The organism is Egbenema bharatensis FJBBOT/2019 (genome assembly GCF_048077055.1).
Taxonomy (GTDB): Bacteria; Cyanobacteriota; Cyanobacteriia; order Elainellales; family Elainellaceae; genus Egbenema; species Egbenema bharatensis.
In genome coordinates, this window is the sequence record NZ_CP182236.1 from 2,559,529 (window position 1) to 2,577,613 (window position 18,085).

Annotated in this window: 16 protein-coding genes and 1 pseudogene; 9 read left to right on the forward strand and 8 right to left on the reverse strand. The window is 50.1% G+C overall.

Annotated features, from left to right (window positions below; genetic code table 11):
* Positions 1-168 precede the first annotated feature (168 nt).
* Entirely contained in the window at positions 169-291 is a 123-nt protein-coding gene (locus ACM1PF_RS11895; RefSeq protein ID WP_416674752.1) for a hypothetical protein, read from the reverse strand.
* A 43-nt stretch (positions 292-334) separates the two neighbouring features.
* Here ACM1PF_RS11895 and ACM1PF_RS11900 point away from each other — a divergent pair, with 43 nt between their 5' ends.
* Together ACM1PF_RS11900 and ACM1PF_RS11905 are read left to right on the forward strand one after the other, a co-directional pair.
* Positions 335-967, forward strand: a complete 633-nt coding sequence (locus tag ACM1PF_RS11900) for an exopolysaccharide biosynthesis protein (RefSeq protein ID WP_416674754.1) — start codon at positions 335-337, stop codon at positions 965-967.
* A gap of 47 nt (positions 968-1,014) precedes the next feature.
* On the forward strand, positions 1,015-1,626 hold the full coding sequence (locus ACM1PF_RS11905) for a DedA family protein (protein WP_416674756.1): 612 nt from the start codon (positions 1,015-1,017) through the stop codon (positions 1,624-1,626).
* Between the two features lie 12 nt (positions 1,627-1,638).
* Here ACM1PF_RS11905 and ACM1PF_RS11910 read toward each other — a convergent pair whose 3' ends face one another.
* Positions 1,639-2,178: an FHA domain-containing protein gene (locus tag ACM1PF_RS11910; RefSeq protein ID WP_416674758.1), complete on the reverse strand. Its 540-nt coding sequence runs from the start codon at positions 2,176-2,178 to the stop codon at positions 1,639-1,641.
* 465 nt (positions 2,179-2,643) lie between these two features.
* On the opposite strand from ACM1PF_RS11910, the gene ACM1PF_RS11915 reads away from it, so the two are divergent.
* The 4 genes from ACM1PF_RS11915 (at position 2,644) to sds (ending at position 8,630) form a co-directional block, all read left to right on the forward strand.
* On the forward strand, positions 2,644-3,456 hold the full coding sequence (locus ACM1PF_RS11915; RefSeq protein WP_416674760.1) for a carbon-nitrogen hydrolase family protein: 813 nt from the start codon (positions 2,644-2,646) through the stop codon (positions 3,454-3,456).
* Positions 3,457-3,559: 103 nt separating this feature from the next.
* Complete coding sequence (locus ACM1PF_RS11920; RefSeq protein WP_416674761.1) at positions 3,560-4,972, forward strand: cation:proton antiporter; 1,413 nt, start codon at positions 3,560-3,562, stop codon at positions 4,970-4,972.
* A 383-nt stretch (positions 4,973-5,355) separates the two neighbouring features.
* A complete protein-coding gene (gene murI, locus ACM1PF_RS11925; protein WP_416674763.1) occupies positions 5,356-6,312 on the forward strand; it encodes a glutamate racemase in 957 nt (318 codons plus the stop codon).
* A 1,346-nt stretch (positions 6,313-7,658) separates the two neighbouring features.
* Positions 7,659-8,630, forward strand: coding sequence for a solanesyl diphosphate synthase (gene sds, locus ACM1PF_RS11930; protein ID WP_416674765.1), 972 nt, complete (start codon positions 7,659-7,661; stop codon positions 8,628-8,630).
* Between the two features lie 42 nt (positions 8,631-8,672).
* On the opposite strand, the gene ACM1PF_RS11935 is transcribed toward sds, so the two are convergent.
* Both ACM1PF_RS11935 and ACM1PF_RS11940 read right to left on the reverse strand, forming a co-directional pair.
* Positions 8,673-8,819, reverse strand: a complete 147-nt coding sequence (locus tag ACM1PF_RS11935; protein WP_416674767.1) for a hypothetical protein — start codon at positions 8,817-8,819, stop codon at positions 8,673-8,675.
* Positions 8,820-8,916: 97 nt separating this feature from the next.
* Positions 8,917-9,393 (reverse strand): hypothetical protein, encoded by a 477-nt coding sequence (locus tag ACM1PF_RS11940; protein ID WP_416674769.1) that lies wholly within the window; start codon positions 9,391-9,393, stop codon positions 8,917-8,919.
* 180 nt (positions 9,394-9,573) lie between these two features.
* Between ACM1PF_RS11940 and hetZ the strand changes: the two genes are divergently transcribed.
* The 3 genes from hetZ to tsaB all read left to right on the forward strand — a co-directional run bounded on the left by hetZ (position 9,574) and on the right by tsaB (position 13,460).
* Positions 9,574-10,713: a heterocyst differentiation protein HetZ gene (gene hetZ / locus ACM1PF_RS11945; RefSeq protein ID WP_416676631.1), complete on the forward strand. Its 1,140-nt coding sequence runs from the start codon at positions 9,574-9,576 to the stop codon at positions 10,711-10,713.
* A 334-nt stretch (positions 10,714-11,047) separates the two neighbouring features.
* Positions 11,048-11,839 (forward strand): PatU, encoded by a 792-nt coding sequence (locus tag ACM1PF_RS11950; protein ID WP_416674770.1) that lies wholly within the window; start codon positions 11,048-11,050, stop codon positions 11,837-11,839.
* Between the two features lie 853 nt (positions 11,840-12,692).
* Complete coding sequence (tsaB, locus tag ACM1PF_RS11955; RefSeq protein WP_416674771.1) at positions 12,693-13,460, forward strand: tRNA (adenosine(37)-N6)-threonylcarbamoyltransferase complex dimerization subunit type 1 TsaB; 768 nt, start codon at positions 12,693-12,695, stop codon at positions 13,458-13,460.
* A gap of 74 nt (positions 13,461-13,534) precedes the next feature.
* On the opposite strand, the pseudogene ACM1PF_RS11960 reads toward tsaB, so the two are convergent.
* The 4 genes and pseudogenes from ACM1PF_RS11960 to ACM1PF_RS11975 all read right to left on the reverse strand — a co-directional run bounded on the left by ACM1PF_RS11960 (position 13,535) and on the right by ACM1PF_RS11975 (position 18,069).
* A pseudogene (locus ACM1PF_RS11960) lies at positions 13,535-14,667 on the reverse strand (ABC transporter permease).
* A gap of 73 nt (positions 14,668-14,740) precedes the next feature.
* Positions 14,741-15,904 carry an HlyD family type I secretion periplasmic adaptor subunit gene (locus ACM1PF_RS11965; protein WP_416676632.1) on the reverse strand — a complete coding sequence of 388 codons (1,164 nt, stop codon included), beginning with the start codon at positions 15,902-15,904 and terminating at the stop codon, positions 14,741-14,743.
* Positions 15,853-16,143, reverse strand: a complete 291-nt coding sequence (locus ACM1PF_RS11970; protein WP_416674773.1) for a hypothetical protein — start codon at positions 16,141-16,143, stop codon at positions 15,853-15,855. Before ACM1PF_RS11970 ends, ACM1PF_RS11965 begins: the two co-directional genes overlap by 52 nt.
* Before the next feature lie 318 nt (positions 16,144-16,461).
* Complete coding sequence (locus tag ACM1PF_RS11975) at positions 16,462-18,069, reverse strand: 2Fe-2S iron-sulfur cluster-binding protein (RefSeq protein WP_416674775.1); 1,608 nt, start codon at positions 18,067-18,069, stop codon at positions 16,462-16,464.
* Between the last annotated feature and the right edge of the window lie 16 nt (positions 18,070-18,085).

Sequence of the window (18,085 nt, forward strand, 5' to 3'; positions counted from 1 at the left end):
ACAGGATGTTTGAGGAGTAGCCTGTTGTATCTTTGCCCGTTGATCCCCCCTAGCCTCTCTTGAAAAGGGGGAACCGAACTCAAAGTCCCCCTTATTAAGGGGGATTTAGGGGGATCTGAGCCGTTTTGCTACCAACCGCAGGACTTTTAGAACATCCTCCAAAGTTACTCACTTCACCAGGCTGTCGTTTTTGGTAAAGCGATCATTAATTGGCAGCCGAATCAGGGTGTGATGATTAAATTGGGGCGTTCCAGACAACGCCCCTCTTCCATAGGTCTGCAACCCATTCACAGATCCTTGCCTTGGCACCCTCCCTATTAAGTAGAGAACGATCGTGGCCCGACTTTCGACCGAACTACAACGCTTCTTTTTTGATGAAAATCCTCCGGCCCGAGTCACCCTGGAGGATATTTTGACGCTGGCGGGAGAGCGAGTTTTTGGCTTTCTGTTTGTCCTCCTTGCCCTACCTTCTGCGCTACCCGTCCCCGCCCCTGGTTATGCCGTTCCGTTTGGGGTTCTGCTATTTCTCCTGGCAGTTCAGCTCATTCTGGGGTCGAAAGTTCCCTGGTTCCCAGCCCGATTTCGCCGCCATTCTATTCCCATTCAGCAGGTGCAGGGCTTTTTGAAAGCCGGTTTACCCTGGCTGCGGCGCATTGAAGCCCTTTCTCGACCCCGACTGACTCCTGTTTGCACCAGCTTGCCCGGTCGGGTGGTGATTGGTCTGGCGATCGCCCTGATGTCCATATCAATGATGATTCCCGTTCCGCTGACCAATACCCTACCGGCGATCGGCATTTTTGTGGTTGGGTTTGGCTTAATTGATGATGATGGAGCGATTAGTTTGGCGGGTTTGGTGCTGTGCGTTTTGGGCGCAATTCTGACTAGCTCTGTTTTGCTATTTGGGTATACTGCTGTTCGCACTGCAATTGGCTTTCTCAAAGCATCGCTGTTTAACTTTGGGCAGTAGGGCAACTCCTTATCCTGTGGCAGACTTCAATCCTGTGGCGGAATTCTATGGCAGAGTGGATTACTCGCACGATCGAAACGTTGGGGTATCTGGGCATTGCCCTCTTGATGTTTCTGGAAAATCTGTTTCCTCCGATTCCGTCTGAACTGGTGATGCCCCTGGCGGGGTTCACCGTGTCTCAGGGTGAGCTATCCTTCGTTCCGACGATCGCCGCTGGAGTGATTGGCACCATCGTGGGAGCCTTTCCCTGGTACTATTTGGGCAAAATTGTCGGGGAAGAACGCATCAAAGCCTGGCTCGATCGGCATGGTCGATGGCTCACCCTCTCCTCCAAGGATCTTGACCAATCGAAGCGGTGGTTTCAGCGTCATGGTAAAAAGGCGGTGTTTTTCTGTCGGCTGGTTCCCGGAGTCCGGACGCTGATTTCCCTGCCCGCTGGATTAAGCCATATGCCCCTGCCGCAGTTTGTTCTGTATTCGACGCTGGGCACACTGGGTTGGGTGATGCTGCTAACCTTTGCAGGCTTCATGCTGGGGGAAAACTACGATCGAGTAGAACAGTATCTTGCTCCGATCACCAAACTCGTTCTGCTGGGCCTTGTTCTAACTTTAATCCTCTGGATTTTTAAACGCCAGCGCGATCGGCGGGGAAAGGGTTAACGGTGCGAACCGTTAGCACACCGCTGTTTCATCGGCATGGAGCAAAGCAAACTCTGGTTTAGCCAGGAAAAATTCTACCTTGATCATGCCAAACTGAATCAAATCTCCATCTTCTAAAACAATCCGGCGAGCTGGTTCCAGGCGATGCTGATTCACCCAGGTTCCATTCAAACTGCCCAGATCGGCAATATAGAATCCGAAGGAATAACGTCCGATGACCGCATGACGACGAGAAATGGTACGGTGCTGAAGCTGAATTGTACACCCCTCACTGCGCCCCACCAGCCAAGTTGAAGACATTGGCGTTACCTCCGCCAACTGCGCTTGCCCCCCCAGGTTCGTTGCGATAAATCCTGTGCATTGCGTTGCGATCGCTTGAATGTACCGTCCCGTCTGCTGACATCGCTGAGGAGCATTTCGCAGTGGCTCCATCAAGGCTGAAACTTCCTTCAGGTCGTAGTTGCATTCAGCTAACAATTGATCAGAGAGGGCAGTCTGCTCAAGGGGGAGAGAAGTCTGGGAAGCCGCATGGAAAGAGTCCAGATCTGGCATTTTGCTACGCCAACGCAACGAACGACAGAAGCCGTTGAGCGTAGAGGGCGATCGCTCAACAGAAGAACTGCTTAACCGCTATCCTAATCTCAGCTCTGTCAAATCCATAGAGAAATTAACAGGGAAATGAATGGAGCAGGGTCGCGCATTGCCCAAATTAAATATTACTCTCTGCAATTTCGCAACTCTAGTAGCCCAGGAATTCACTGAGACTTCATAAAATCCGGGTCGGTGCCAAAGACTGACTCATGCAATGAAGTTCCTCAAGAACTGGCTTTTGGTTTTCAAAAGAAACTAAACTGAGAATAGACCTTCTCCGTAGCAGTCCAGTCTTCTCTGTCATAGCCCGTTCCCTGAAATAACCAGCCTGTTGCTCGATCGCGTCTCCCGCATGGGTAAGGTTCTGGGAGCAGGGTGAGCCTGCTATGGGCCCCATTCATTTCATTAATGCTGATCCGAAGTCCTATGAAGTCCTACCTTGCTGCCGCCGTCCAAATGAACAGTCAGCCAGATTTAGCGAAGAACCTGGCTCAAGCCGAAGACCTGATTGATCTGGCAGTGAAGCGGGGTGCAGAGTTGGTATGCTTGCCCGAAAACTTCTCTTTTTTGGGAACTGAGGCAGATAAGTTGTCCCAGGCTGAACAGATTGCCCAGGCCAGCGAAAAGTTCCTCAAAACGATGGCGCAACGCTATCAAATTACGCTACTGGGAGGTGGCTTTCCCGTTCCAACCAAAAGCGGACAGGTTTACAACACGGCATTGCTGATTGATCCTGCTGGTAAAGAACTGGTGCGATATGAAAAAGTGCATTTGTTTGATGTGAATCTGCCTGATGGCAACACCTATAAAGAATCCCAAACGGTGCTGGCCGGACTGAACCTTCCCCCCGTTTATCCTTCCAAGGAATATGGCAACTTAGGACTATCGGTCTGCTACGATGTCCGCTTTCCTGAACTGTATCGCCATCTCTCCCAAATGGGGGCAGAGGTGCTCACGGTTCCCGCCGCCTTTACGGCCTATACGGGCAAAGATCACTGGCAGGTGTTACTGCAAGCACGGGCGATCGAAAATACCTGCTACGTCATTGCCCCTGCTCAAACTGGAAAACACTACGGTATTCGCCAGTCCCATGGGCACGCTCTGATTATTGATCCGTGGGGCATCATTCTAGCAGATGCTGGAGAGCAGCCTGGCGTGGCGATCGCCGCCATTGAACCCACCCGAATTGACCAGGTTCGTCGTCAAATGCCCTCCCTTGAGCATCGAGTGTTTATCTAGTTTTTCTCTCAAAATCCTCAAAATTATCCTATAGGCTACTCCTCATCCTATGAAGAAACCTGTACATTAGACAGGATGAGTTTTGCCAAGAATACACGCATTCATGGTTGATCTAACCATCTGGACAACTTGGAATTCAATGATCCCTATGCTGTCATTTATTTCTCCGCCGCTTTTGCTGGCAGAAACCGCAGAAGCTGAATTAGGCCCAATGGTGCTGGCAGGGGTGCTAGTGAGCTTAATTGTGATCTACCTGTCCTCCAAGCTGATTGGAGAACTCTGCGCGCGAATTAACCTTCCGCCGGTTCTAGGAGAGTTGCTGGCAGGGGTGCTGATCGGTGTCTCTGTTCTCAATCTGCTGATTTTTCCTGGAGAAGGAGAGGAATCGACCTCCATCCTGCTGACCTTTCTCCAGGCAACGGATGGTTTAACACCGGAATTAACGGCACAAGTGGCGGAGTCGATCGGTGAAGTGATCACTGTTCTATCAGAAGTGGGCGTGATCATTCTCCTATTTGAAATTGGCTTAGAGTCAGACTTAAAAGAATTGATTCGAGTTGGGCCACAGGCAGCAGTTGTGGCGGTGATTGGAGTCGTTGTCCCGTTTACCCTGGGTACCGCTGGACTGATTGCCCTGTTTGGGGTGCCTGCGGTTCCAGCGATTTTTGCCGGGGCTGCTTTGACGGCAACCAGTATTGGCATTACCGCCAAGGTGTTGGCAGAAATTCAACGCCTGACCTCCAGGGAAGGGCAAATTATTATTGGGGCAGCCGTTTTGGATGATGTGCTGGGCATTATTGTTCTGGCAGTGGTCGCCAGCCTGGCCAAGACGGGAGAAATTCAAATCTCTAATATTATCTATTTGATCGTGAGTGCCACGATCTTTTTAATTGGCGCAATTTTGCTGGGACGGTTGTTCAATCCTTACTTTGTCGCCCTAGTCGATCGCCTCAAAACGAGGGGACAAATTATCTTACCTGCTTTAATCTTTGCCTTTGTGCTGGCTTACATTGGGGCAGCAATTCAACTAGAGGCCATTTTGGGAGCCTTCGCGGCTGGACTGGTGCTGGCCGAAACGGAAAAACGCACTGAAATCGAAGAACAGGTGATTCCGATCGCAGATATGCTTGTTCCGATTTTCTTCGTCGTCGTGGGTGCAAAGACCGATATTAGCGTACTCAATCCTTTTAATCCAGCCAATCGTGAAGGGTTAATCATTGCCACGTTTTTAGTCGTGATTGCCATTCTCGGTAAGGTCGTTACAGGGCTGGGGGTATTTGGGCAACCTGGAATTAACCGACTGGCGATCGGCGTGGGCATGGTGCCGCGAGGCGAAGTGGGATTAGTCTTTGCTGGAGTGGGGTCTGCCACAGGAGTCCTTTCTGAATCTCTAGATGCTGCCATTATCGTCATGGTCATCGTCACCACCTTTATTGCGCCTCCCCTGCTGCGCCTCGTTTTCCGGGAAGAGTCTGAGGATGTAGAAACTGTAGAATCCCTACCCAAAACAGAGTAATGACCGGGGAAACTCCTGCCGATTCCCCCACTCCCCGCTCCTGTACGGGCGATTCGCGAATCGCCCCTCCCCACTCCCCACTCCCCTCCCTAACATCACAATTCCTAAACCCTGTTGCATGCCAAAAAGTTTGTGCTAGACTCATCGCTCATGGATATGCTCTACGGGTAGAGAAAAATTCACACTTTTTCCATGTTCACCCCCAGCAATAGTGCATACCCTAATTGCAGCCCTTGACTGAGTCTCCCTGTAGAAAACCTCCAGGTAAATAGACTTAGCCAGTGGGCGATCGTTCACACTGTCCTTTGGTGTGTTTGTGAGCGAGACACAAGAGCCTATAATTGCTCAATCTCTGACGTAAATCTTGATGCAAGCTTCAGTTGATGCAAACTCCAGTACCGAATTATTCATCGCCTGAACCCGCTCAGTCCAACGCCATTTCTGCTAGTGACAGGGCAGAGGCGGAGCAGGTCAACCGTTCCCTCCAAACTCCTGACTTTCGTCTACCTCCGATCGCATCCTCCGATCGACAACGGGCCCAAATTGGCATCTTTGACAGCGGCGTTGGCGGACTGACTGTTCTCAGGGAACTCTACCGACAGCTTCCTAATGAATCGATTCTTTATTTCGGCGATACGGCCCATCTGCCCTACGGCATTCGATCGCAGTCTGAAATTTTGCAGTATGTCCGGGAAATCCTATTTTGGATGATGCATCAGGGCGTAAAGATGGTGATCATGGCCTGCAACACCAGTTCTGCCCTGGCACTGGAAACCATCCGTTCTGAAGTGGACATTCCAGTATTAGGGGTGATCCTGCCCGGAGCCAGAGCTGCGGTTCAGCAGGGTCGGCGGATTGGTGTTCTGGCTACGCCTGCCACTGCGAATAGCAATGCCTATCGTCAGGCGATCCAGGAAATCGAGCCATCGGTACCCGTGTGGCAAATTGGCTGTCCCGAATTCGTGCCGTTAATTGAAAACAATCGGATTCACGATCCATATACCTATCAGGTGGCGCGGGAATATCTGGCTCCTTTACTGGAACAGCAGATTGATACGCTGATCTACGGCTGCACCCATTACCCTCACCTGGCCCCAGTGATCCGATCGATTGTGCCGCGATCGGTGCGATTAGTTGATCCGGCTGTCTATGTGGTGAATGCCGCCTTACAGGAATTAGAACTGCTGGGACTGCGAAACACTCGTACCGCCCTTCCCACTCAGTTCTATGTCAGTGGATGCTCAACTAACTTTGCGCGGCTGTCGGTGCAGTGGTTAGGCTGTATGCCTTTGGTAGAGCAGGTCAATGTTAGAGACTTTGCGCGCCAATGCATCTCATAAGCCAAAATGCTGTATCCAGCGAAACATTGTGTTAAGCAATGCAACAGGTAATAAAAAGCGGCACTTAGGGTTGGATAATACCAACAAACCTAAAATGCCGCCGGATTGCAAGCTAACCAATTCCGCAACTATCCAACGGATGAGATGCTGCATTAGATGCAAAGATATTTAAAGCGGAGTGATTCATCGAACTTATCAGGACGATGTGAGACTTCGCTACGATCAGACTCATAATCAGGCTATGGAGATCAAAGATCCAGATCTATATAGCCAAATCCAAAGATTCAGGATCCAAAGATTCAGAATCACCAGATCCAAAGATCCAAATCCGAATACCTGGATTCGAGAAGTTCGCCCAATCACCCCAAACAATCGCTCAAATGGTTAAGCATCAGACGATCGTTGAGCCAATCTCAGGAGTAAATAGACAGCCAATACGTAGCCGGTAGCCAAGACAGGAATGATGAAGGGGATGGGATCATAAGCCATAGCGCAAACTCAATATAGAGGGGGTTTACTTAGCAGGAGATATCGGAGTACAAAACTCACGAAGTACGTACGCACAGTGTGAATAGCATCGAAAACTAGAACAGGTAAGGGTATACCTGATAACAGAAGCTCCTAGCGGCACCTGCACTTAAGATGCGGACACTGAACAAACAGGAAAATCATCCAGACGAATGCATGGATTACTTCCCCTAGGCCTCGATGACTACCGAAAGCTTGTTCAGCTAAAGAAATCCCTCGCACAGCACAAAACGCATTAGTGTAGGAACTACATCAATGCATGAACTGCACAATTAAAATTTCTTAACGACGCATCAGCACCTTAAGACCAAACTTGCCTCACCCGCGCTGAATCTATGTAGTTTTGAAATCCTTATATATAGACTAACACAACGATTCCTTTATGTATTAGTGAAACGCAATTTTTTTGGGGCTTTTTTGAAAGACTTTACAATTAATCTCAGAAAACCGTAGTAATGAGGGGAGTTTGTATTCCTTGATACGTTATTCCACCTGATTTTTGCGGACTCAGGCAAAACCTCTGGATCCATCCGTGAATGCAGCAATGTGTCGGAGAGTACAAGTGATTGGTTTTGCTTATATTGATTTACTTCGATATCAGTTTTTATGAAGCGAGCTACTGTACTCTTCCTCTGTGGTTCAGCCTCTACAGTACAACCAGTTCTTAAGCAGGAGCCAGGCCCAAGAAGCAAGATCACAGAAAAAAGGGGAATTCCGGAAAACTGATGAAGGACATACGCCCGATACCGAGGCCTTAGCTTAGAATAAGTGTAAGATTATGTAAAATTTCGTAACTTAGCGCAAGAGTCAGTCTATCCATGACCTCAGCTACCTCGCTCTTTTCCCCGATCGAAGCAGATCTGCGTCTACTCACTGAGAATCTTAAACAGCTAGTGGGTGTACGTCACCCAATCCTCTACGCAGCAGCAGAGCATCTGTTTGGGGCAGGCGGAAAACGTCTCAGACCTGCGATCGTCCTCCTCCTCTCCAGGGCAACCATGCCCACTCAGGAAATCACTGCAAAGCACCGACGGCTCGCAGAAATCACTGAAATGATTCACACGGCCAGCTTAGTCCATGATGATGTTATTGATGAAGCCGAACTGCGCCGGGGTGTGCCCACCGTTCACAGCAGTTTTGGCAATCGGGTGGCAGTACTGGCTGGAGACTTTCTGTTTGCCCAGTCATCCTGGTATTTGGCAAATCTTGACAATCTGGCGGTCGTGAAACTCCTTTCTCAGGTGATTATGGATCTGGCGGAAGGAGAAATTTTGCAGGGACTCAATCGGTTTGACACCAGTCTGTCGATCGAAGCCTACCTGGAAAAAAGTTACTACAAAACGGCTTCACTGATTGCTAATAGCTCCAAAGCAGCCGGACTACTGAGTGGAGTGTCACCAGAAATGGCCTCTGATCTATACAGCTATGGTCGCCATATTGGACTCGCCTTCCAAATTGTAGACGACATTTTAGACTTCACCGGCTCCAGTGATTCCCTGGGGAAGCCTGCTGTTTCAGACCTGAAAAGCGGTAACTTGACGGCACCAGTGCTTTATGCATTGGAAGAAAAGCCTTACTTGGAGACCCTGATCGAGCGAGAATTTGCTCAGGATGAAGATCTGGATCAGGCCATTGCCATTGTTGAATCCAGTCAGGGCATTCCCCGATCGCGGGAACTGGCAGCCCACCATGCTCGATCGGCGGTGCAACATCTGACCCATGTTCCTCCCTCTGAATCGCGTCAAGCATTGATTGAACTGGCTGATTATGTCCTGAGCCGCCTTTACTGAGGCATCTAATCCTAAATTTTGGCTTCAGTCATTCTGCATTGGCTATCCATGATGGCTTGAGCTACCCACCACCAAGGCATCCTGGAGGCGGATGCGATTGGGTGCTCGAATTTGTCTGAGCGATCGTTCTCCAGGGAATCTACTGAGTTTACCGAGGGGCAAGCCACAAACTTTACTCAGTGAATTCATCAATCTCCGAAGAGTCTGACGTAAAGGAAAACGATCGCAACACCCAAAATTAAGTATTAGTACTTAATTTTTGTACAGAGTTTTCTTCATCATAAATTTATGCAATATCCGGTGGTAAATCAGGCTTCTGACGCTGCTTCTGAACCACAGAGCGGATTGTGTCCTGTAAGCTTTGCCGTGTGACTTCCGTTCCAGATTTTAAATTTCCGGGAGTTTCAAAAAAAACTATGCTATCGACTGGCTTCATTGCTAGCATTTGGAATAAGATCTGAATGACTGGTAAAGGCAAAGCCACAACTTGAGGGTCATTACTAGGAGCCTGGGGGCTTGCCGCTGCATCCTTGAGCGTGGGAAACGCATAGACTACGTTTTTAGTCATGTTGGATTGGGTGCGATGCGATAGGGTGGTCATCAACCAATTTTGCTCAAGGGTTTGCAAAACAAAATATTGAGGGTGCTTTAGCCGTTTTGCAATGGCTGTTAGAGCAGGTGCGATCGTTGAAATATCATCAGGATTGGCCCCGTACTGGGGAGCTTGCTCGATCAGAAATTGAATTTGTTGATCTACATTCATGGCTTCATGACGTGTTGCTTCGCAATGTTGATCTGTTGGGGTACAGATGGGGTGCAGATATAATTTGTCCCCTCAGTCTAGATTAGACCGTCCTTGAGGATTGAGTGACAAATGGTAAGCCAAATTGATTGTGTTAGCGTATTAGGCGACGAAATTCCATCAGGGGGACGATACCAAGGCGTGGAGGCGATTTTTCAACTGGTATTTAGTGAACTCAAGCAAGCCACTCGCGCATCTGAACAGAATTGTCGGAATGCTGCAACTCGAATTGTTGAAGAAGTCAACCGCATCTGTACAGAGAGCAAACGTATTCAAGCGTCTGGCGAAGTGGAAACATGGTCTACTACTTTAGCGCGTCATCGCCTGAAGCAGTGCCTCAAATATTATCAGTTGGGTTCCCATCGAGGTCGAGTCGAACTGCACAGTACTCTCAGTGCAGTCGTTTACCGTTACATCACACCGCCTCAGGTACAGTCCAGCTATCAGGCGCGTCTAACGTTAATTGAAGACTTCTTGCAGGGTTTCTACATTGAATCGCTGAACGCTTTTCGTCGAGAAAACCATCTGCCTGCTGATTTTCGTCCCAGAGGTTTGCTGGAACTTGCTGAATATATGGCTTTTACCGAACGGTATGGCAAACGGCGAATTCCTCTCCCGGGGCGACGCAGTCAACAGCTGATTATCTTGCGGGCCCAAACCTTCTCGCAGCAGCAGCCCCCTGAAACAATGGTGGATATTGAACAAGCCGCGGAAGGATCCTCTGGTGAGTCAGAGAACCGCAGCGCAGTGCCCATGCCTCAGGTGCGAGAGCAAATGATGGCGATGGAACCTGAAGTGCCAGAAGATGCCCTGCGGAATACGGTGATTTCGGAGCTAATGAGCTATTTAGAGGAGCGACAACAGCAGGATTGCGCAAATTACTTCGCATTACGCTTACAAGATCTGCCAGCGAGCGAAATTGAAGCTATCCTGGGTTTAACGGCTCGGCAACGAGACTATCTCCAACAGCGATTTAAGTATCACTTAATTCGTTTTTCACTCTCTCACCATTGGGAACTTGTGCATCAGTGGCTAGAAGCTGATTTAGAACGTAATTTTGGTTTGACACCTCAGCAGTGGCAAATTCTCCAAACCCGGTTATCAACTAACCAGCAGGAACTGTTGCGCCTGAAGAAAAGTGGGATGGCGGATGCATCGATCGCCCAAACGATCGGTCTGACACCAACCCAGCTTCAAAAGCAATGGTCAAAACTGTTGGAGCAAGCTTGGGAGATCCGAAATAACGTATTGTCCGGATCGAGTAAATCAGCCGATGAATAGAATATAAAGTAACTGTCAAGTTTACTTTAGCGGACTTGAAAAATTCGCAACATTTATATATCCGGAGCAGGGGCATCTATCCATGAATAATGACGCAGAAGCCATAAAGCAGTTGTTTGCTTGGCTATTGCATGAACTAGACCCGGCTACTTCATCGCCATCAGGGAACGAATCTAGCCATGAGGCTAGGACAAACGAGTCCGGGGTATTCCATTCACAGTCCATACTTGACTCTCTCGATTCTAACGGGGCTAATAGCATCACCCCTGCCAGTGAATCGAGTTCATTCCCATTTAGGCAAATCTCGTCATTAGAATTCGGAGAAATACCTGCTGTGCAAGACCGTTTTCAAGCCTTGTTGAAGCGTCGGCTCCGCGCTGAGATCGAACGGAATCCTCCCCGTTTTCCCTGGGAGACTGGAGCATTTGACTATGACTCTGAGTATGTAGACGTATCTGACTCTGATTTGATTCCGGCTCAGATTTGGATGAGTCACATTCATTCGTTAAATTTGCCCGTCCCTTTACCGGAGCGGGTGCTGGCTCAGTTATTTGAACAGTGTCGTGAACTAGTTGCCACTTCCCTGCAAGAGGGAGCCAAGTTGGTACGGGTCGTAGAGTCTCTGTTTCCGGGGCAGAACCAAGCCTTGAATCAGTTGGCAGGACTTGTGCTTTCTGCTCCTCCTCGATCGGGGCGATCGACTCTGCAAGCTTCTACCGCCTCAACTGCGGCCTTTCCCAGCCATTACGATGTCGCCACTCCTGCCCAGCAAATGGCTCTATCCTTGTTGGCGGCTCAGGAGATTTTGAATACAATGACCCTCCGGCTTTCACCGGGTCAGACTCACGTTCAGCGAGATTGGCTGACGGATTGGGGGGTGCTGAAGCTAGAGGTCGAATACCAACCGCAGGGGGGGCACGTTCGGATTCAGGCCATGCTTCCCTGTCAAGGGCAGGTATGCTTTCAAAATGCGACGGCGCGATCGGTGATTCAGTCTGCTGAGTCGGGCAATTTGACTGTGGAACTATCCAACCTGGAACCGAATCACACTTATTTCCTAGAGGTGCAGCTTGGAGATGAGCCATCTCCGCTTGTGTTTGCAGTTTGTCTGACTACTGAAGAATAGATGAGCTTGCTTCACAGTTTTCAAAAGCCCGTTCACCACTGAACTATTGCTGATTGAAGCGCGATTAAATTGCTGTCAATCCGTTACTGCTAACTGCGTCTACTCGTTTGGGCCCGGATGAAAACTGCTTTCTTGAGTTAAACAAACTGCTTTTGGGAAGGATGCTGGAAACGGATGTTGGACATAGCCTGATTGCCCATTGACCATCATTAACCATCAGGGTTTCCATCAGGGTTAGGGGCATTGTTTGAGAACAACGTAAATTGAGAGCAGGGTAAGTACCATTTGAGAAATTACGTTTCTACCGCTTCGGCTGATAATACTATCCCGTCACCTGTCATCTGATTGCGACCCACAACATAGACATTTATCCCCATGTTTCCAATCCGATAATCCTTCTCGCTTGATGTGCGTTCAAGCAACTGACCAGATAAAATCGCTGGACGACTAACTGCTCCTCTTCACACTGACAGTTCTGCTCTTGCAGGGCAGGGCGATCGAATTCACGTTATTTAACTGTTTGCACGGACTATCCTGAACCTGTTCTGGTTGCGCGAGTCACCGATGTGCTGTCGGCACTGCTCGCTCCAGAGCAACTTCAAATGGGTAGTCCGTTTTATTTTTTCTACTTACACTGGCAGGCAAGATGCCTGCGCTACAGTTAAGGGTATGCGGAAAAACAACGACCCGGTAGGGGGTGGATAGCAGTGCGTCCTGGCCATTCATTGAGCCGGTAGGGGGCGCACTGTTGTGCGCCCATACAATTCATTGAGGCTGGATTTTCGTATGATTTTGTCGGGTTGGTTCTAATTAATCTGCCGATCGAACGCTGAGGGAAAGGTAAAAGTTGGTAATGAAGCATCCGCAAACAACAGATGATCAGCCTGGAACTGACCAGAAAGTTGCCCTGGCTATTCATACCGCCAGTCCGGATCTGGGGTTGGCGATCGGCACGGGAGTAAGCAGTTCTCGTGTCCAGGTATGGGAAAATTTGGGGCGAGATCTTTCAACCCGGTTCCACGCTTACCTGGCAGAATTTATTGCCCCTCACACCTGGAATGAGCTGGCATTTATTGCAGTGGTGCGAGGGCCAGGGGGGTTTACTGGAACTCGTTTAGGGGTTGTGGCAGCCCGGACGTTGGCCCAGCAGTTAGAGATTCCGCTGTTTGCGATTTCAACCCTGGCGGCTGTTGCCTGGAATACCTCCTCAAGCCACCTTGCCTCTAATGCTTTCCCTACCCCAGAGCTTGCGGTACCAGATATTGCGGTACAAATGCCGGCCCAGCGGGGAGAATTTCACACTGCAATTTATTCGATTCAGCGGCAAAATTCGCAAACTCTAGAAATACCAATTGAGGCGACGATCGCCCCAGAACATCGGTCGAAATTAGCCCCTCCCGATCCGATTTTGATCAACAAACATCCAGATACTGTACTGGCTCAGGCAGAGTGGCTCACAATGCTGGAGGAATGGGAGTCGCCCTATCATCTAGTTCAGGCGGAAGGCGGGCTGGGTCACACGGTTGCTAGCGTGCTGGATCTGGCTTACCTGGAATGGCAAAGGTCAATGCGCCCCCACTGGTCAGAGGCATTACCCGTTTATGGACAAAGCCCGGTGTGACAGGCTGCGAATTCGGCAGAGCCAGCCAAAGAAGATGCGCGATCATCCATAAATCATCATGAATCATCCAGGAACTACCGCTGTAAGTTGCGCGGATCCAGGGCATCTCGCAGACCGTCTCCCAGAAGATTGAAGGCGAGGAGAGTCAGGACAATCAGGGAGGCAGGAGCCAGCACCAACCAGGGTTGAAGAACCAAAATGGAGGCGTTCGTGGCGCGAGATAGCATATTGCCCCAGGATGGATCCTGTTGAATTCCCAGTCCAATGAAGCTGAGGGTGGCTTCCGCCACAATAAAGCTGGGAATGGCGAGCGTTGCCGAAATAATCAGATAGGTTGCCGTTTGGGGCAGAACATGGCGCAGCACAATGTAAACCGATCGCCCGCCCATTGCCCTGGCTGCCTGAACAAACTCTCGCTCTTTAATGGACAACACCTGCCCACGAATCACCCGCGCCAACCCCGCCCAACCAACAAAGGAGGTGATCAGCGTAATCAATAAAAACCGTTGAGCATCCGTCAACTGCGGTGGCAGCACCCCCGCCAGGGCTACCAGCAGGTAAATTCCGGGAATCGTCATTAGCACTTCCACAAAGCGCATCAAAATTGCATCCGTAATCCCGCCAAAGTACCCAGACAGTCCGCCCACGAGCATTCCCAGAGGGAAGGAAATTAAGATCCCAATCAGTCCAATACTCAGGCTAATGCGGCTACCAAATATCAACCGACTGAACTGATCCCGTCCTGCTTCATCGGTTCCCAGGAGATTAATCCGCCCTTCCCCAACCGCACCAAACAAGCGCAGGTTAGCGGGAAACCCAGGAAACAGCACCACATCCTGCACGTTGGGATTGGTCAGGGAAAACCGGGTGGGCAGCGGCATTTCTATCCGCAGGAAGTTGTACTCTTCGCCCTGAACAAATAAGCGCAGGGGAGAAGGCTGAGTTCGATCGACCTCCAGGGATCGATCGCCCGTGTCAATATCCACCGGGCCCTGAGTGGTGGGGTAAACGTGGGGCCGATCAACTGCCCTGCTTCCGTTTGCCAGTGAATTTGAGTGGGTGGCAGCAGGGAACCGTTAGGCTGAAAGGAATCAGGATTGTAAGGGGCAACAAAGTCCGCAAAAATGGCGACAGTATAGAAAACGATCAAAACGATCGCTCCAAACCGAGCCAGGGAATTCCGCTTCAGGTTGCGCCACCACTTCATAGTTTGCTCCACGGGTTTGATGTGGATGATCTTAGACGATTTTTGGGTGATCTGGGAGGACTGGAGCAGCGGATTAGCGGGTGGAGAAGGCTTCGCTGAACCGGCGAGTAATTGGCTCTAATAAGAAAGTTAAAACCGATCGCTGCCGGGTTACAACTTCAGCGGAGGCAGTCATCCCAGGCACCAGTTCAACTTCACGATTTTGAGTCGGCACATAAACAGTGGTGCGATCGATCTGGACTCTAGCCGTGAAAACCATTCCCAGGTCTCGATCGACGATCGCATTGGGGCTAATGTGGGCCACTTCTCCGCTAATGGTGCCAAATTCCTGGAAGGGGAACGTGGCGATTTTGACTTTAACGGGCATTCCTTCCTGGACAAAACCAATATCACGGTTAAGAATCTTGACTTCCAGCATCAAGTCCTGGCCTTCCGGCAGGATTGACATTAATTCTTCGCCTGGAGCCACCGATCGCTCTGCCATGCTAGTTTGCAGGTTATAGATCCGTCCGGCAACCGGAGCGGTGATTGTTTGGCCATCGGTGCGAATTCTGGCCTGGTTCAACTGCCCTTCCAGGTTGGCGAGTTCCTCCTGCCGCTGGCTGAGTTGAGACAGAATATCGCTCTGGCGTTCAGCCCCCACCCGATCGACCATACGTTGAGAGGCTTGGTAGGCTTGCTCTGCCTGCTGAACCGCTTGCTGCTGGGCCGCAATTTCCTGCTCCAGGGAACTGACTTGATCTTCCGCCTGGGTCAACCGATCCTTTGCTTCCAGGTAGTCGAACCGGGGTACTGCCCCTTCCTGATCCACAAGGGTAAACAGCGTACGTTCTCGCTCCTGAGCCGTCACTAAGGTCGATCGCGCATTGACTAAGTTTTCTCGCAAACGGGCTAGCCGCGCCTGGGCTTCACTAATGCCAGCTTGATAGCGTCGAGCATCTGCCTCAGCCGCCGATCGCCGGGTATCATGTTCCCGCAGACGAGCTTCCAGCAGTTGATCTTTGGATGCATTGCCGGTGAAGGATTGCCCCGTTCGTTCCGCCTCCAGCCGCGCAATATCCTGACGAATCAATTCCGCCGAGGCTTCCAGTCGATCGACTTCTGCCTGGGGCAGTTGCGGATCTTGCACGATCAAGACATCCCCCTGCTGCACATAATCCCCTTCCTTGACTCGGATTTCGCCAATTACGCCTCCTTCCAGGGCCCGAATTGCCGAATTTGGGTAGAGGGAATCAATTCTCCCTGGGTCACGGCCACCTCATCCACCTGACTGAAGTGGGCCCAGCCAATGGTGCCAAAGACGATCGCGCTCAGGGTTGCGGCAACGAGACGAGTATAAAACGGGGGCAGTTCCCGGACAGCTTTGCCTAGTTCATAGGAAAGATAGTCTTCTGGGTTAACGAACTGCTGACGGGTTTGCCGAACTTGGGCCGAGGTCGTTTCCGGGGCAGCAACCAATTGGGGAGTTGATTCCATAGGGCAGATCGTGACTCAGTATAAGGTTTGGACTCAGGTTTCCAGGCGTTGCAGTTTTAACCCTGCGTTTGCCTTTCCAAGTTTATCCTTCCCAAACTAAAACCGATTGCCTTCAAGTTTCTAATACCGAACTCAAATCGTTGGCAGGGTAGATGGATCGTCTGTAAGGACGCACGGCCGTGCGCCCCTAATCACCGCGCCCCTGAGCACCCAAACTCAGGATCATGGATTAAATAACCTGTGCAACGTTTTACTTCGCTGACTGGGCGGGCAAGATGCCCACCCCACAAGAACTCTAGATTATTAAATTCGCATTCCTCAGGCATCCACCACCAGGCGATCGACTGGATAGGCGACGCAGGCGAGGACATAACCCGCTTCTCGATCCTTTTCCGTTAGCGCAGCTGGTTGGCTATCGTAGTGAACTTTTCCTTCACGGGCATGGACTTTACAGGCTCCGCAGGCTCCTACCCGGCAAGCATTACGAATTTCAATCCCCTCCTGTTCTGCCAGTTCTAAAATTGAGGTTGTGCCATCTGCCGCTACTTCCTGTCCCGATTTAGCGAAACACACCGCAGGATCTGCCGTAGCAATGCCAGCCGAGGTTGCTTCTAGATGGGGTTTATGGCTTGCGTGTTGACCATTGCCATTGTGACTTGCATGATTGTGATTTGCATGATTATGAGCATGGCTACCCTGAATCAAGCTGGGCGACGGTTCCCATAGCAGCGTTGTGGGTGGTTCAACGTTGGCAGAAACAGTCGGTTGAGCTGACACGATCGATTTCTTTCGACCGCCAAAACTTTCTTCTTGATAATTTTGCATAGGAAAGTTCATGGTTTCCAGGGTTGCCTTGATGTTGTGCATAAATCCTGCCTGCCCGCAAACGAACACGGCCCGATCGTGCAGGTCTGGCACAACTAAATTCAGCATTGATTTAGAAATCCGCCCAGTCAATCCCATCCAGGGATGGTTTGCAGGTTGAGTCAGGGTCACGGCCAGATGAAAATTCGACATTTGGGTGGCCATGGTTTCCAATTCGCGGCGAAAGATAATGTCCTCTGGAGTCCGGGCACTGTGAAGAAAAACAATATCGCTCTTTGCCAGGGTATCCTGCACCCAACGCGACATGGACATCATGGGTGTAATGCCGCTGCCCGCAGAAATGAGTAGCAGTTTGGCAGGTAAGTCAGGTAAGCAGGTAAAGTGACCGCAGACACCACCAATCAATTTGATGCGATCGCCCACCTTTAAGTGATCATGTAACCAGTTGGAGACTAATCCGGGAGGGGCATCTGGATCATCTGCTGGACTGTAAACCCTTTTAACCGTAAGTCTGATATGCCAGGGACGGCTGGGCGAACTGGAAATGGAATAGGAACGAATCACTGGCTTACCGTCAATTTCCACTTCTAAATTCACAAACTGACCCGGTTTATAGTTAAACAATATTGCAGGTTCTGCGGCAAAACAGAATGTCTTCACATCGGGCGTTTCCTCAATAATTCGACAGCATCTTACCGTCAGATCTCCGGCTGTCCACTGGTTGACTGGAAGCGGGGTTTCAGCGATCGAATCAGATTGGGAAATCAGCGAAATCGGTTCGGGGGGCGATAGTTCTTCAACATACAAAAAGGTTTCTCCTAATTGCAGTAAATCTCCGGCATGGAGAGCTTGCTTTTGATTAGCTGGAACTACTTCACCGTTTAATAGGGAACCGGCTGTACTTCCCACATCAATAAAATGGTAGGTTTCATCGCTGTAAATAATTTGCCCATGCACACGGCTAACTTCTGGATTGGTCAGGATTAAATCGCAGGTGGAATTGCGTCCAATCATCCATTCCATTTGCCCCGATCGAGATTGACTGAGCTGATGAATTTGGAATTGCTGTTGCTCAAAGTTAACGGACTTTAGTTTCAACATATCGTTTAACGTTCCC